This window comes from Methylicorpusculum oleiharenae (assembly GCF_009828925.2).
Taxonomy (GTDB): domain Bacteria; phylum Pseudomonadota; class Gammaproteobacteria; order Methylococcales; family Methylomonadaceae; genus Methylicorpusculum; species Methylicorpusculum oleiharenae.
Window position 1 is genome coordinate 3,829,014 of the sequence record NZ_WUTY02000001.1, and the last position, 14,800, is coordinate 3,843,813.

At 43.8% G+C, this 14,800-nt stretch carries 16 protein-coding genes and 1 pseudogene; 8 read left to right on the forward strand and 9 right to left on the reverse strand.

Going from position 1 to position 14,800, the window contains the following annotated elements; translation table 11 throughout:
• Positions 1 to 4: 4 nt before the first annotated feature.
• Genes GO003_RS17285 through GO003_RS17310 form a run of 6 tightly spaced genes read right to left on the reverse strand, consistent with a single transcriptional unit; the run spans position 5 to position 4,809 of the window.
• Positions 5 to 1,165 carry a TraU family protein gene (locus GO003_RS17285; protein ID WP_051961810.1) on the reverse strand — a complete coding sequence of 387 codons (1,161 nt, stop codon included), beginning with the start codon at positions 1,163 to 1,165 and terminating at the stop codon, positions 5 to 7.
• Entirely contained in the window at positions 1,165 to 2,346 is a 1,182-nt protein-coding gene (locus tag GO003_RS17290) for a TrbC family F-type conjugative pilus assembly protein (RefSeq protein ID WP_159654475.1), read from the reverse strand. The genes GO003_RS17285 and GO003_RS17290 overlap by 1 nt, the downstream gene beginning before the upstream one ends.
• On the reverse strand, positions 2,306 to 2,863 hold the full coding sequence (locus tag GO003_RS17295) for a S26 family signal peptidase (protein WP_159654477.1): 558 nt from the start codon (positions 2,861 to 2,863) through the stop codon (positions 2,306 to 2,308). Before GO003_RS17295 ends, GO003_RS17290 begins: the two co-directional genes overlap by 41 nt.
• Positions 2,847 to 3,149, reverse strand: a complete 303-nt coding sequence (locus GO003_RS17300) for a hypothetical protein (protein ID WP_159654479.1) — start codon at positions 3,147 to 3,149, stop codon at positions 2,847 to 2,849. The genes GO003_RS17295 and GO003_RS17300 overlap by 17 nt, the downstream gene beginning before the upstream one ends.
• Entirely contained in the window at positions 3,146 to 3,727 is a 582-nt protein-coding gene (locus GO003_RS17305; RefSeq protein ID WP_159654481.1) for a TerD family protein, read from the reverse strand. Before GO003_RS17305 ends, GO003_RS17300 begins: the two co-directional genes overlap by 4 nt.
• Positions 3,728 to 3,747: 20 nt before the next feature.
• A complete protein-coding gene (locus tag GO003_RS17310) occupies positions 3,748 to 4,809 on the reverse strand; it encodes a DUF475 domain-containing protein (RefSeq protein WP_159654483.1) in 1,062 nt (353 codons plus the stop codon).
• Positions 4,810 to 5,392: 583 nt separating this feature from the next.
• Between GO003_RS17310 and GO003_RS17315 the strand changes: the two genes are divergently transcribed.
• The 8 genes and pseudogenes from GO003_RS17315 to GO003_RS17340 all read left to right on the forward strand — a co-directional run bounded on the left by GO003_RS17315 (position 5,393) and on the right by GO003_RS17340 (position 11,298).
• Positions 5,393 to 5,671 (forward strand): flagellar transcriptional regulator FlhD, encoded by a 279-nt coding sequence (locus GO003_RS17315; protein WP_159654485.1) that lies wholly within the window; start codon positions 5,393 to 5,395, stop codon positions 5,669 to 5,671.
• Positions 5,672 to 5,699: 28 nt separating this feature from the next.
• Positions 5,700 to 6,407 carry a FlhC family transcriptional regulator gene (locus tag GO003_RS17320; RefSeq protein ID WP_159654487.1) on the forward strand — a complete coding sequence of 236 codons (708 nt, stop codon included), beginning with the start codon at positions 5,700 to 5,702 and terminating at the stop codon, positions 6,405 to 6,407.
• A gap of 2 nt (positions 6,408 to 6,409) precedes the next feature.
• Positions 6,410 to 7,018 (forward strand): hypothetical protein, encoded by a 609-nt coding sequence (locus GO003_RS17325; protein WP_159654489.1) that lies wholly within the window; start codon positions 6,410 to 6,412, stop codon positions 7,016 to 7,018.
• A complete protein-coding gene (locus GO003_RS26650) occupies positions 6,999 to 7,466 on the forward strand; it encodes a FlhC family transcriptional regulator (protein ID WP_159654491.1) in 468 nt (155 codons plus the stop codon). Before GO003_RS17325 ends, GO003_RS26650 begins: the two co-directional genes overlap by 20 nt.
• A 205-nt stretch (positions 7,467 to 7,671) precedes the next feature.
• Positions 7,672 to 7,920, forward strand: a complete 249-nt coding sequence (locus tag GO003_RS17330) for an excisionase (protein WP_159654493.1) — start codon at positions 7,672 to 7,674, stop codon at positions 7,918 to 7,920.
• Positions 7,921 to 7,931: 11 nt separating this feature from the next.
• Positions 7,932 to 8,129 (forward strand): annotated as a pseudogene (locus GO003_RS26655) (phage integrase Arm DNA-binding domain-containing protein); the annotation flags it as partial.
• Between the two features lie 30 nt (positions 8,130 to 8,159).
• A complete protein-coding gene (locus GO003_RS17335; protein ID WP_231089046.1) occupies positions 8,160 to 9,143 on the forward strand; it encodes a tyrosine-type recombinase/integrase in 984 nt (327 codons plus the stop codon).
• 412 nt (positions 9,144 to 9,555) lie between these two features.
• The gene (locus GO003_RS17340) at positions 9,556 to 11,298 is read left to right on the forward strand and encodes a methyl-accepting chemotaxis protein (protein WP_231089047.1); all 1,743 of its coding nucleotides are present in this window, start codon (positions 9,556 to 9,558) and stop codon (positions 11,296 to 11,298) included.
• Positions 11,299 to 11,581: 283 nt separating this feature from the next.
• Here the strand turns inward: GO003_RS17340 and GO003_RS17345 are convergent, their stop codons facing one another.
• Genes GO003_RS17345 through GO003_RS17355 form a run of 3 tightly spaced genes read right to left on the reverse strand, consistent with a single transcriptional unit; the run spans position 11,582 to position 14,792 of the window.
• Complete coding sequence (locus GO003_RS17345) at positions 11,582 to 13,414, reverse strand: V-type ATP synthase subunit A (RefSeq protein WP_159654499.1); 1,833 nt, start codon at positions 13,412 to 13,414, stop codon at positions 11,582 to 11,584.
• Positions 13,415 to 13,434: 20 nt separating this feature from the next.
• Entirely contained in the window at positions 13,435 to 14,103 is a 669-nt protein-coding gene (locus tag GO003_RS17350) for a DUF2764 family protein (protein WP_231089048.1), read from the reverse strand.
• On the reverse strand, positions 14,103 to 14,792 hold the full coding sequence (locus GO003_RS17355; RefSeq protein ID WP_159654501.1) for a hypothetical protein: 690 nt from the start codon (positions 14,790 to 14,792) through the stop codon (positions 14,103 to 14,105). Before GO003_RS17355 ends, GO003_RS17350 begins: the two co-directional genes overlap by 1 nt.
• Positions 14,793 to 14,800: the final 8 nt, after the last annotated feature.

Genomic DNA, 14,800 nt, shown 5'->3' on the forward strand with positions numbered 1-14,800 from the left:
GCTTCTATTTTTCAATGTAACTCAGGCAGCAATCGGTATAGCGCCAAATCAGGTAAACAAAATCTTCACCTGTGCCCGGTATGTTTCGCCACTCACCCCATTTGAATGGGGATTCCCCAATGTAGTGGCAACAGTTTTCACCGGGCACGACCTTTTCAACCATTTCTGGTTGTCCGTTTGCTCCAATAACTGTATTGCCATTTGCATCTTTCTTCTCAGTCAGCATTTTTTCGGCTTCCGCTTCAGTGACCGGAAACAACATGCTCATCTTGTATTGTTGCTTTGGAACCATTGGGTAGATCGTTCCGCTACATAAAGCGTCATTGCCATAAGTTTTATGGGCTAATCCTCGCCTGTGAAGTGCGGCCAATACCCTTGCCGACAATAAACTGGTGTCTCTAGGAGGCGAAGCATCGGATGCAATGTTTCCTACGAACGGATATAAGTTGCCCCAGCATCCAGCACACCACCATAAAGAAGTCATGGGCTGCGATGCAGTCGTTACGGTGCAGTCGACCGTGCAGGCCGCTACAGCCAAAGGATTAGCAAACACCACTGCTTCGGGATTGAGGAAAAAAGCCAATTCATCAATATTCCATGTCGGGTCCAATTCAGACATGTACATCATGTCCATACTTCTAAATCCGCCCGCATTGCAGCTATTTTGAACAAACAGATCCAGGATCATGTACAAGGGATAAGCCCAATAGTGATAGTTGTAAAAGGTCTTATCTGTTCCGTCGCCTTCCACCTCTTTATGCCCACCCCAAAGTCTTACGCCGTTGTTGAACGATATACCGCCAAGGGCTGGAGAACAGTAAGGCTTTCTAACGATTTCAATGAGTCTTGCTGGCAGCCATGCGCTAGCCGTCATGCCAATATTTGGAATACCGTTGTCGTCGCTACAGAAGCAAAAGCTTTCATCCGTCGCTCCATCCGGTATATCGTTATCCATGTCGAAAAGTGTCATGCCCAAAAGCCTGACAGGAAACAAACAACTCCAACAAATGCCGGTCATCATTTTCTTTCCCCAAATATCGGCATCAGGGCATAACAATTTCTCTGCTGAAATCGTATTGCTATCGGAAGTATTGATGGTTTCTTGCGCCAGGAGATGGCCTGAGAGCACCAAGCCAAATAGAGTCAATAATATTTTCTGACGCATTAATGAACCTCACCGCTTGCAAGTTCCTTGGCAACAACGTGATCGCCTTGACCTTCAATTACAGTTGGCAATACCTCTAACTTGAACCGGTCGACGATGCTTTTATTGAGCTTGTACAAAGGACCGTTCACGAAATCGCCGGTCTCGTTGTAATGGCTCCAGCCACGATCCTTGTCGATCTTGGAAAACAGGTAAATGACAGGTTTACCTTTTTTGAGAATTTCGTCTCCGGCTTTTTTGGCGATTGCAACCTGTTTTTTACTGGTGGCATCAAATATGATGTAGGCGTGCCGCATCGGCATCAGTGCTTGCGGATTGATCCTGTCGCCTTTTTTGATAATTAATCGTCCGTCGGGATGGAAAATATCCTGCGTCGAAACGATTGTCATGTCGATAGCCCTTTCCCTCGTCTTTTCGGCCGGTCGTAAATTAAATTCGTCTTGATGCTTCCAGAAATTGGCGATGGCTTCGGTTTTTTGTTTTTCCCAATCGACATTTGCCGCTCTGCGCTGGATTTCTTCAATCATGTCAGGCTCTAAAATGCCGTAAATTGGTCCTCTTTGGCCATGATCTCCAGGTTCTTGCTCGCTTAACCAATCGAATCCCGGTAAACCACGAGCACTACGTGTTTTTCCTTCTGCATCGGTCTCGACTATTGTTGGTACTGCTGTAACATTGAATCTCGTAAACAAAGTGGGATCGATGACAGCACCTGGGACTGGCTTTAATTTCTGCACAATTGGCAAAAGCTTTTTGGTGATTGACCCCGTGTTTTGGTCTTTCTCAACCCCTCGAAAAACCAGTATCGACTTGGTGGCCGCTGCTTCTTCAGCCGCAGCTTTCATTTCATGCATCGGCATGCCGAACGAAACGAAAATCCAGCGTCCATGCACAGCCTGAGCAAGCGACCGCTTACCCATGTCTATGTCGTTATCAGAACCCGGATTTGCGATCCGACTGCCTTCCCGAAGTATCTTTTCTAAAGATGGACTTAACTGCATGGGCTTGGTTTTCAACCAATCGGGTAATTGTCGGTTCATATTGGGCTGTTGTTTAAGGAGTTCCTTTAGAAAAAAATCGTCTTCTCCCGCCATAATGGAAGAAGACGACAGGTGCAGCACCAACGCTGCCAGGAAACGACTAGAAAATAGGGTACGCGCGACCAATGACATCTTTTTCATCTACCAGTCCAAGAAGGTTATAACGAGAATCGAGGCTGTATTCATGATCACCGGCCACGAAGTATTTACCCAATTGGATCGTATTTTTCCCATCATGCAACTCATCATTTGGAAATAGTTTCTTGAGGCTAAGACCAACTTCTTTACCGACGAGCGTCCGGTCGCCCACGGTGAAATCTCGGCCTTTCTTAGTAACAATGTTGCCTGGACCAGCGAGTAGGCGTTTAGCGAAGATATATCCATCTGGATAGGGATCGCCGTTGTGCCATTTGAATGCTATAAAGCCCCCGGTTTCGACATTTCTATCAAGACAAATCAGGAACAGCGTGTAAGGCAGGCTAGGCGTTTGATTGATAGCCAAACGGTAGTTGGCGTGTATTACGCCGTACAATGAAATCAACAATACCCAAGTAATCGAATGCGACTTAAGGTGGTTGACTAAAATATGGCCGAATGTCTTTGTTCGTTCGATAAAGACATGTATCGTTAATGGTTCGTCACTATTCAATGTTGACATAAGCTTCCTCTGGAGCGCTCAGGACAGACTGCGCGTCGAGAATGACCACGCCGCGCTGGATTAACTCTTCAGTCGATGATTTAACTTTCGTCATAAGAGCTTTGGCGTCTTCTTCTGTTTTAGCCTGGTCTGCTTCTACAGCTTTTTTGACTAAGGCTTGCACATCGACAATGGCAATTTGTGCCGGCACTGGTGAAAAAGAGGCGGCGAAATAGCCGCCCAAAGCACCAGAGAGGACACAACAAAGTAATAAAACCAGCATTTTTAGTGGGGTTAGAGAAATCATGCGTCGAGCCCGTACATCCTTGCGAATTCAGCAATGCCGCCTTTAACCCCGCGACCAACAGCTTTGAATTTCCAGTCACCCTGGTAGCGGTAGAACTCTCCAAAAATCATTGATGTGTAAATTGCCGTATCTCCCTCTTCACTTAGGTCGTAACGAGTAACTTCTTCTTGAGTATCTTTTTTGACTAGTCGTACAAATGCATTAAGGACTTGGCCAAAGTTTTGTTTGAGTTTGTCAGCGTCGTGAATGGATACAAAAATGATTAGTTTTTGAATTTCATCCGGCACTTTGTCCAAAAATACGTGAATAGACTCATCGTCGCCTTCGCCGGCGCCAGTTCTGTTATCACCCGCATGATTCACCGAACCGCAAAGCGACTTCTTATTGTTGTAAAAAATGAGATCTTTCTCATTTTTAGCCTTTTCGTTGGGCCCAACCATTAGAATGGAGGCATCTAAATCAAAGGTTTCCTGGTCACTCTCTCTAACATCCCAGCCAAGGCCGACGATGATGTTTTTTAATGAAGAGTCCGTTTTTGACAGGTTGATATTCCCGCCTTTGGTCAAACTTAAAGCCATTTTTTACCCCTTTGAGTTGGTTATGAATTGTTGTGAAGCTTGGGATAACGCTGCTTGAGCGATTCCGGAGCAACAAGCAATGCCTGTTGTTTGTTGTATGAATTTGAGGACCAGAGAGATAGACCAATCAAGACGGCGCCGGTAACTCCTGTTATCACTTCTGGTATCTCATGAACGATGCTGACCAGCATGAGCATTGCCAATGCGAGAATGGCGTAATGAGCGCCGTGTTCGAGGTAGATGTATTGATCGAGTACGCCTTTTTTGACCAGATAAATTGTTAATGATCTAACGTATAGAGCTCCAATCCCCAAGCCAAGCGTGATGATTTGAATTTCTTGAGATATTGCGAAAGCTCCAATGACACCATCGAATGAGAATGAGGCGTCGAGCAATTCAAGATACAAAAACACAATGAGGCCACCCCGTTTAGCGGTTTTCGTGATTGACATTTGATCTTCGGAAACCGCAAACAGACTATCCAAACTGCTCACGAATCCGTAAAGGAATATCCCCCAAATGCCACCTAACAAAACCGAGGACTTGATTTCAGAAGATACCGTGGTGCTAATGATCAATAAACAAGCGAGAGAGATTGTCGTATTTACAGCATCGATTTTTCCTAGCGATTGAAGACGTTTTTCGATGCCCCCGATCCATAAGACATCACGCGTCTCGTCAAGTATGAAGCTCAATCCGACCATTAACAGAAACATGCCACCGAGCGATGCGATCATCGGATGAGCCTGATGTAAGTGATGGGCGTACTGCTCGGGTGAATTTATCACCAGCAAGATCACATCATGAGCACTTAATCCTGTTGCAAATGACACCACCATGATTGGAAAAACCAGGCGCATGCCAAATACGGCAATCAACATGCCCCATGTAAGGAAACGCTTCTGCCATATCGGTTCCATGTTTTTTAGCACACCGGCATTCACGACGGCGTTATCAACCGAGAGGCTTATTTCCAGTATCGCCAGCACTAAAACTAGAAAAGCATCTTTTATCCCATCTGTTACAAAAACCGCGATCAAGACCATCGTCAAGATAGCGTGCGAACCATAAAAACTACGCACGTTTATCTCCCTTGTAAATCAATTTGACGATCATTAGTTCTGGCGGAAAAGACCTTGAAGCGTAGGTTTTGAACGCTTTAAGTGTTTGATCGTTATCAGACTTTGAATTTATTTCTCCGGCCTGGGACGGGTTGGCCAAAGCCATACAAAGAGCAAGAGCACAGGTTATTAATTGTTTTCTCATCAATTTTTCTTCCGGTTAACGTTGAAAAAATCTTACGAGAAACAACTTTTTTCTATCGGCATAAAAGACGCTGTTTTTCGGCCTCTTTCGATTTTTGAGCGTTCGTTGACCCTAAGTGCGTGATATCTCTGGAGGGTATAGAGAGGACGAATTGACCACAATCGGTTCTTGAATTGGAGCGGCGCCTGTGTAGATCAATATTTACATATATCGTCAACAAGGTTTTTTGATTACATAATTTTTGGAGTGACTAGCATTTGGGATGTGTGACCCTACATACCTTGCGCATCATGGCTTGCGCGGGTTATTGCCCTTTTGGGTGATTTTTCGCGCTATGGCATTTTTAATGCCTCAGCCAAAATTCACCCAAAAAAATAATATGGAGATGTGATTAAAATTATGAATCTTGTTAACGATGATTTAAAAGCCATCAACTTCCAATTTTTGATGCTGGCCAGGGAATGCGCCCGGCATAATCCCATGGAGGCTATTTGGAGGTTTAATCTTAATGGCATAGAAATCGAGAAAATCGCCAGCATGACGCTGGAAGAAATCAAAAGCCTGTCTGAATGCGGCAGGGCTGTCTTTAGAATGCCGTCCGTCATGCCAGCGCCGCACGGTATTACATCAAGTATAGCCGCAGCCTTATTACCAATTGCGTCGCTCGCACAGGCTTAAAGGGGGCTAAGTGATAACGGAATCTCACTTGCGGCTTACACCCAAAGAGGCAGACATTTTAGGTCTAAAACGCAAATTAGATCTGGCAAAAGGCATCATTGAAAAAGGGGGGCGACCTTCGATTGTGAGAGCTGTTTGCCAGATATCAAAAGCATCCGCTCTTCAATTCCATAAAGAGATCCATGGACAAGGGCCCTCAGCCGGTCTATTGCCCTATGATCCTGACTGGATAGTCAAAGCGCCGCAAAATTGCCTACATGCTTCAATTTATTTCAATGTTTTTCAAACGATTTCCCAAAAGGCGATCAATGGCGAGAAACAAGATATTTCGTCTATCGGCAAAGTCGGGAACAAGGAAACTAACAGCCTCGACCCCAAAAAAAATACCGAAAACGAAACCGCAAAACATGCAACAAAAGGCGAAATCTTCCTTGCTTCCTATATGCTCTATGAGCAAATTATTGGGGGCAATCCTAAGATACTAAATATCAATCGGGCTTGGCACATTGGACAGCAGATTGCCATGGCTTACATAGGTGGAATTAGCTGCGCCCGATGCAATTCGTCATATGTTTCCATTCGAGATTACCCAGAGCTTTATAAACTTTGTCCACTATGCGACTCAATTACTGATTCAAGTGGGCGTCAAAAATGGAAAACGCCTAACCTGAACGTTAACAAGAAAAACGCTAACGATATATTTTCAAAATATACGTTTCATTCGGAGGCGTTGTGATTTTGTTAAAGAAGTTATATAGACGAAAAATGCTTAATTCGGAAGGATCTGATCTTTCCCGGGTCGTTACTGAACGATTGTTGACTTCTGATCAGATTTGTCGAGTAGATTTCGATTCAATCGCTAAAGTAACAGTAGTTTTCTTTCAAGATTTTTTGTTCCCGCTGGTTCTTGAGTTTGGGAGCGAAACCATAAAAAGCAGGGTTCATTTGATGAATTTGTCAGATGACCATCATTTGGCTTACGAAGAAGCGCTTTTAAAGTCCTTCCAATATTTGGACAGGGTTGTAGCTCGGGACAGCAAAACATTTGGCGACATATCGGATATCACTTGTGATTTGCTTATTAAGGCCAGGGAGTTATCACGCCGTGATCCATCTGCGGCTCATATTATTTTTGGGTTGAGTTCTGGAATGATAGAGTCCATTGCGAATATGGATATTGAACAAATTCGTCGAATTTCGTCTTCTGGCGTTATTTGTTTTGAACCACGATTTACTACCGAGTTCGCATCGAAACTGGCTGCCTTACAAGGAGATGAGATCGACGTATTTTTGAATGTCATCGGTAGTATAGACATGGAAGGGGTCTATGAGTCTGAATATCATTGAGCGATATGCTACCGCTATTGAGCTTTTGTCGCTTGAGGCAAGAATTAACATCATCTCTGATGAGACAGGATTGTCGCCTAAGATTCTACGCAAAGCGTTTGTCGATATGCACAAACGATCCCCACCGAGAGGACCGTTAAAGTTCAACTCGAATTTTATCTATAAGAGTTTTACAAGAACGAAGCAAGCCACTGTATTTGTTTTTTATTTTCGTATTGAAATCCATGATGACTTCATTCAGCGATGTATTAACGCGTATCGCCGATACAAGGCATATATATTGACTGTTTATAAAGTCAGACCAGTTTTCGATTTTTCTGATTCTTGGATGATTGCAAAATGGTCAGAGTGTGGGATTTTAAAGCTGGTGCGATGTAACCATTGTCGAAGCGCCAAACTGATTAATAATGAGTTGCAGCAGAATGTTTGCTGCGTTTGTAAAAGTTGAAAGAAATATTTTCATGAAAGTATCTACTTATTTAGCTTTATTAGCAGAATTCGGTACGGCAGATATTCCTTAACGGGTTAGCAGTCAAAAGTACGCCATGGTTTCGGTTGTACCGAGGCTATGGCTACAAAATCTAGACGACGCTAAAAAAACCTGGAAAAAAATTAACAATTGAGCTGAAACATTTGCGACTTTGAGTAACAATATGACCGTGCTAGTACCTCTAGAACAGTGGAACGCAATAAAATTCGGAGGGCGTTATACGCTTAAAACCCTGCGTGTCTGGGCGAGGAACGGCTATATCAAGCCTCCAGCTCAGAAAGTAGGGCGTGATTGGCTTGTACAAAGCGACGCCATCTTCCAAAAGCCTCAAAAGCCTGTTGTAATTCCTAACAATGTGAATTTTGAAATATCGCCTGTAGATCCATTGGTTTTAGCTATTTTGAATAAGTAGGCAATAAGATTATGTCGCCTCGACAAAGATCAACAACGAATCGAGATTTAAACAAGATACCAAACCTCTACCGCAAATTTGACAAACGAAGAGGTAAGCTATCATTTCAGTACAAAGACCCGCGAAACGGGAAGTTTTGGGGGCTTGGTCCAGACGAGGAAACTGCTAAAAATCGCGCTAAACAACTCAACGCGGCAATTTATTCCCAACTAGCTCAAACCGCAACAACCGATTGCATAATGGCCGAACAGCCGCGCATCAAATCTTTGGGCATACCCTTCAAAAAATGGGTGGACGAATACCTGAAAATCACCCACGACCGCTTGCAGTCTGGAGAGATTAAACCAAACACCTATCGAACCCGAATCCATTTAGTCAAACGTTTAGGGGAGATTTTCGGCGACAAAGGAATAAAGGGAATCACGGTTAAAGAAATCGTAACAAATCTGGATGCGTACCGCGCCACTGGAAAAGAGCGCATGGCACAGTCTTTACGTTCGACGTTGATCGATGTTTTTGCAGAAGCAATACAGGCTGGAGAGTTAGATTCCAACCCTGCAACCATGACAAAGAATAAAACCGTACGCGTGAAACGCGCTAGGTTGACGTTCGAAACTTGGCAAACAATTTTTGATTCCGCAGAGTCACTACAACCCTGGGTGCAGAATGCCATGCTATTGGCAATCCTTACTGGACAACGCCTCGAAGATATTGCCTTGGCACGCTTCAAACGCGGTTCTGACTGGGAGCCAGCATTTTCGGCATTCATTCAGAAAAAACCTCATTCGATCAAGCCTTATACCTTCATTGACGGTGAGTTTTTGCATGTGCCTCAACAAAAGACTCGTGCATTGATCAAAATACCATTAGCACTTCGTTTGGAATGCATCGACACAAGCCTGGGTGATGTCGTAACAAGATGCAGAAAGCACGCCCTATCTCAATACCTTGTTCATCACACCCGCCGCGGAGTAAATCAGGAAATTGGCGACCCCGTCCATCTTAATACTGTTAGCAAAGGATTTCAGAAAGCTCGTCAAAAATCAGGATTGGTATGGGATGGCTCGCCGCCGACGTTTCATGAACAACGATCACTTGCTGAGCGTCTCTATCGCGATCAAGGTATAGATACACAACGCCTACTCGGTCACAAATCCGCGAAAATGACCGACGTATATCACGACTCAAGAGGTGCTGAATGGCTTGAAATAGCCGTCAAATAGAGTGGTTATTTTGGGGCGATTTTGGGGCGATTTTGGGGCGATCACTAAGATATTGATTTGCATAGTAGTATTTTTATCGGCAGATAGTGCCCATACAAACAAATAACACTTTTACTTGGTTCATGATAAAAAATAATTTTAGAATTGGAAAACTTAACCTGCTGTTTAACTATTATGCCCATTAATGCTGGTTATATCTATCGCAGTAATTGCTCGATTCAGAGAAATAAGGTTGATATTTTCTTAATTACCTCAAAAAAAATGACGACCTTAAATTATCAGCTATCCTTTTATTAAATTTGAGGCGTTCCAATAAACAAAGGGACTCTGAACTAACCTTATAACTAAAATTGCTAATCCTTAAAACCAATTTAGATTGAATAAAAAGGATGAGCCGGAGAAACATATGATCATGAATTGGCATTCAGTTGGCGTTAAAGTGGTGGCTATTACCACAACAGCGTTAGCGATAATCGCAACAGTATTGTTGTTTATTTATGGCATATCAGAAAAAGAAAAACTCATTAATAATGAAATTCAAAACGCTAGAAATCTGATTTTATTATCTGAATCGGTTCGAGAAAACACCAACAGCAAGTGGGAAAAAGGGATTTTTTCAACCGAACTGGTTAAACAGATCGCTCAAAACAGTACCGGAAAAGATAAAAAAGACAAAGTGTTGGCTACAGTTCCGGTGATGAATGCTTGGGACGTAATACAATCCAAAGCCAAAGAAGGAAAATTTCGATTTAAGGCTCCCCGTGTAGGCGCGAGAAATTCAGCCAATGAAGCTGACAGCATTGAACGGGATGCTTTAACCTTTTTTCAAAATAATGCAGATAGTAAAGAATTTGTTTATATCGATGAAGATAACGAAGAATTACGCTTTTTCAGACCGGTTAAACTCAGCAAGCAATGTGAAGTTTGTCATGGGGACCCAGCAACGTCTGAAGCGGTCTGGGGAAATGTTCAAGGAGTTGATATTCTTGATTACCCTATGGAAAATAAACGGGCAGGCGATTTGCACGGAGCATTCGAAATAATAAGCCCTTTAAGCCAAGTCAATGCACAATTAAAACGTGAACTTATGATTGCAGTGGGTTTCAGCTTGGCAGCACTGATTGTTGTGGGAACCCTGGGGGCATTGACAATTAATTTCGTTATTATTGCCCCTCTGACCGATTTGGCGTTAAAGCTACAAGATATCGCGGGTGGTGAAGGAAATCTGAGAGCCAGACTGAACGCTTCGGGTAAATCCGAATTTGCCTGGGTAGCAGGCAGTTTCAACAGTTTCGTCAAAAAGATAGCCAAAACGGTTGAGCGTATCAGTTCTACCAGTGATCAACTCGCCCAGGCTTCTGTTCGTTTATCCAGCATTACTGAGGAAACAGAAAGAGGTGTAGATAAACAACAGTCTGAAACGACCCAGGTGGCAACAGCTATGGAAGAAATGACTGCAACTGTCCAGGAAGTGGCGAGAAATGCGGTAAGAGCTTCCGAGGCAGCTTCAAAGGCCGATTCTGAAGCATTGTCCGGAAAAAATGTAGTCGCAGCTTCAGTAGATGGCATTAACCGGCTGGCCTCTGAAGTTGAAAATGCCGCACAGGTTATTCATGAGTTGCAGTCGGACAGTAATAGTATCGGTGAAGTCTTGGGGGTTATACAAGGCATTGCTGAACAAACAAATCTTCTGGCCTTAAACGCAGCAATTGAAGCGGCGAGAGCCGGTGAACAAGGCAGAGGTTTTGCCGTTGTGGCGGATGAAGTCAGGACATTAGCCAGCAGAACACAAAATTCGACCTTGGAAATTCAAAAAACTATAGAACGCTTACAAGCCCGAGCCGAACAAGCCGTTAAAGTGATGGAAAACGGCAAAAAACAGGCTACAAACAGTGTCGAACAGGCTGCGTCTGCAGGAGAAGCCATCTCAAGCATTAGCCAGAAGATCGATACCATCAATGATATGAATAACCTGATTGCTAATGCTGCCGCGCAGCAAAGTCTAGTTGCAGAAGAAATTAATCGTAATATCAGCAATATTAGCGCTGTGTCTCACGACACTTCGATTGGCGCTAGAAACACGACAACTGCCTGCAGGGAATTACAGACTCTCGCCAACCAGCTTAGAGAGGCTGTTAGGCAGTTTAAAATATAACTGAAAAATCAGGCAATATTTTTCATTGCTTAAATCAAAAAAGGCTTTGAATGATTCAAAGCCTTTTTTATTGGCGGCCATAATAAAAGTTTTATGTCATGGTTTTAATGGGGTTTATTTTAGGCGCTGTTCGCGTTATAGTGGGTTTCGCCCTGGCGCGGATTGCCGGGGTCAAGAAGCCATGGATGGGGTTGGACACATCCTTGTGACCTTGACTCGCTTACTCGGTCTAACGGCTCCGGCAATCCATGCCGGAATGACGGCGTTGATGTTCTTTCAACTACTAACCGCGAACCACGTTTTCATTGGCATGCAGGTTAATTTTAGCCATCAACTGATCATATTCTTTTGATTGCCAGGGCGCATAGTTAAGATTTTTAAATAGACCGGTCAAGCGGGTAAAATAGCTTCTCACTTGTTCCTGATCAGAAAAATGATAAGGATATGAAATCAGCGTGTAGATCAAGTTGAACACTGCTTTTTGCCGATCTAAAGGCACTGATACATCAACTTTATCAAACGCGTCCTGCTGCAAATAAACCATATCGAAAAACAACGACTGTTGGTAAAGAATGAAGTCTTCGAGAGTAATGCCCTCCTCACCTGCCACCTGAATCATTTGGTAAATGGCATCCCCACGTCTAAGCAAAGCCAACACTTCACTCACACGCTCCGTCCAGCCGGCATCAAGATTTTCGTCATACCAGATTTTAAGTTGTTCCGAATAACGGGACCAGGACAGTAAAGGATCAACCGCAGGATAAAACCGCTTGTAAGCACGGTCAGCACTCAAACCTAAAAAGGTCTTTACCGTACTCAAAGTTGATTGGGTCACCGGTTCCTCAAAATTACCGCCGGCAGGCGAAACTGTCCCTATTAACGTCATACTGCCTGTGGTTCCATCTTGCATTCTGATAACTCCGGCACGCTCATAGACACTTTTTATAGCCGAATCCAGATAGGCGGGAAAAGCTTCCTCGCCGGGAATTTCTTCTAAGCGGCTTGATGTTTCCCGCATCGCTTGAGCCCAACGAGAAGTTGAATCGGCCAGCAATAAAACTTTCAAACCCATTTGCCGGTAATACTCTCCAAGTGTGATCCCGGTATAGATGGAGGCTTCCCTTGCGGCAACGGGCATGGATGAGGTATTGCAGATAATAATGGTTCTATCCATTAACGATCCGCCCGTTTTAGGATCGGTCATCATTGGAAATTCGGTGATGGTTTCTACGACCTCGCCAGCTCTTTCACCACAGGCCACCACGATGACGATATCCACTTCCGAATTTCTTGATATCAGGGACTGTAAGACTGTTTTGCCCGCCCCGAAAGGACCGGGAATACAACCTGTTCCCCCTAGTGCGATGGGGAAGAAGGTGTCAATCAGTCTCAGGTGAGTAATTAGCGGTTCGACAGGATAGATACGGGTAGCAAGATTGGTTTTCAACATATGTTGAGGCAAGGGTCTTCGCACCGGCCACCGCTGTTTTAATGTAACTAATCGTTCTTTGCCGTTCGCGGATTTTATTTTAGCTACCGGCTCATCAACAGTCACATTTCCCTCTTGAATCCAAGTCACTGTGACTTCATCGGCACAATCAAAGGGAACCATGATCTTGTGGCAAAAACGCCGTTCCTGAACACTGCCTAGCACCGAGCCTGCTTTAAGCTGCGTACCAACTTTTACAGTGGGCGTAAAAGCCCATTTGGCATTATGATCCAAAGCAGAATATTCAACGCCTCTAGGCAAAAAATAGCCGAATTCAGTAGCGAGGAGATCCAGTCTGTTTTGCAGACCATCGTAGACTTGTCCCAGTAATCCCGGCCCCAATTCCACCGACAATAATTCACCGCTTTGAATTACCGGATCACCGACACCGACACCGATGGTGCTTTCATATACCTGGGCATCGGCTCTATTTCCGTTGATACGCAGCACTTCAGCTTTTAAATGTTCTTGGTGTGTCTTGGCAGTTCGAGAGGGTAGAATATAAATGACTTCATTTTTGGTTAGCGGCTTCTTACTGTCAGGTAATATTTCAATTGAAACAATATCATCCTGAACAGCTATAACACGCGCTGTAATCGATGTTTTATCCGAGGTTGGATTTTCCATTGAAGATTATTTATTTTGTATTAAAAATCGAGAAGTCCGGCGTTAACCAACTCATCAAACCGAAGTTTAGCTTCGTCTCTGTCATAACTTGACCAGCGACTGATCAAATCCCAGCGCAAAACATAGATGACAACAGCAACGAAATCAAAGTAATGATCATTTCCGAGTCTGGCATAGTATTGCCAAACCAGATCCAACATAAATTTTTCCAATTCCAGTGAATCACCTGCTTCAAATAACTTATTGGCTTCAGGTAACCAGGGAATCAAATGACTAATTCCAAATTCTTTTTCATGCCAATTTTTTTTAATCAACTCCGGCCATTTGCCAAATCCATAAAACACGTTAGCAGTTGCCGGATTTATACCGGCCTGACGTATTCGAAGTGCCGATAAAACAGTACGCAATTCCAATCGCCAGCTGACAATGTGATTAAGGATAGGATGTTGGATTAAAGCGAGCAGTTGAATATTGGCTTTAACAGAGGCCAGATCGGTTTCATCGACGTTTTTTCCCCAACGCAAGATTGATTCGATTCGGGCTAACTCAGCCGCATCACCCTCTGATAGCAAAGCCAAACGCCTATCCAGCTGAATTCTTGATACCGGCGTTTGTTTGGCGGTAATGAAGCTTTTCGGATGCAGAGGCAAACTGCTTAGTAACAGTATGTATTTGAAGCGGTCGTGCATTATTTAACAATCCCCTGCAATAATGCCCTAAACCTTGGCTGTAAATGCTCGAGCAATAAAGCTGAAACGGCCTCATCAGTTAAATCAATAACAATATCCAGATCGTCTAGTTTGACCTGAATTCCCGCACTGAACTGACCCGAAATTTCAAAATTGACGCCTTCTCGCAAAAGATCAGCAGCTATCGCAGCGGTTAATCGGGATAAAATCCCCTGATTCAACTCTTCCGGATTCTTTTTTAAGGCTTCAACGCCGACGACATCTTCAGGTAATTGAAAGGTGATGCGGCTATTGAGATCCATTCCGGTTTTTTCTCTAACTCTGCCAGCCAAAGCCATTATCAGTTGTTCAATGAAGGCCTCTTTCGCCATCTGTTCGCCCACAACACCTTTCAATTCCTTACTGAAACTGCCCAATAGAGTGTCTCTTAGTTTGATCAAGGCATCGCGCCCCGCCAGTCTTAAGGCATCATTGCCGGCCGATTTGATGGTTTCAGCTTCTGTACGGGCTTGTGACAGTATTGCTTGTGCTTCAGATTTAGCTTCTTCAAGCATCCAGTCGACTCTTTTTTGAGCATCGACAATGATTGTTTCGGCTTTTTCCTGACCGGCATTAACCGCTTCATCCCTTAATCGTTTAATCAGCTCTTCAACTCCGGAAGATGCAACATGGGTTTTTTCTGCTTTCATGAAACAAT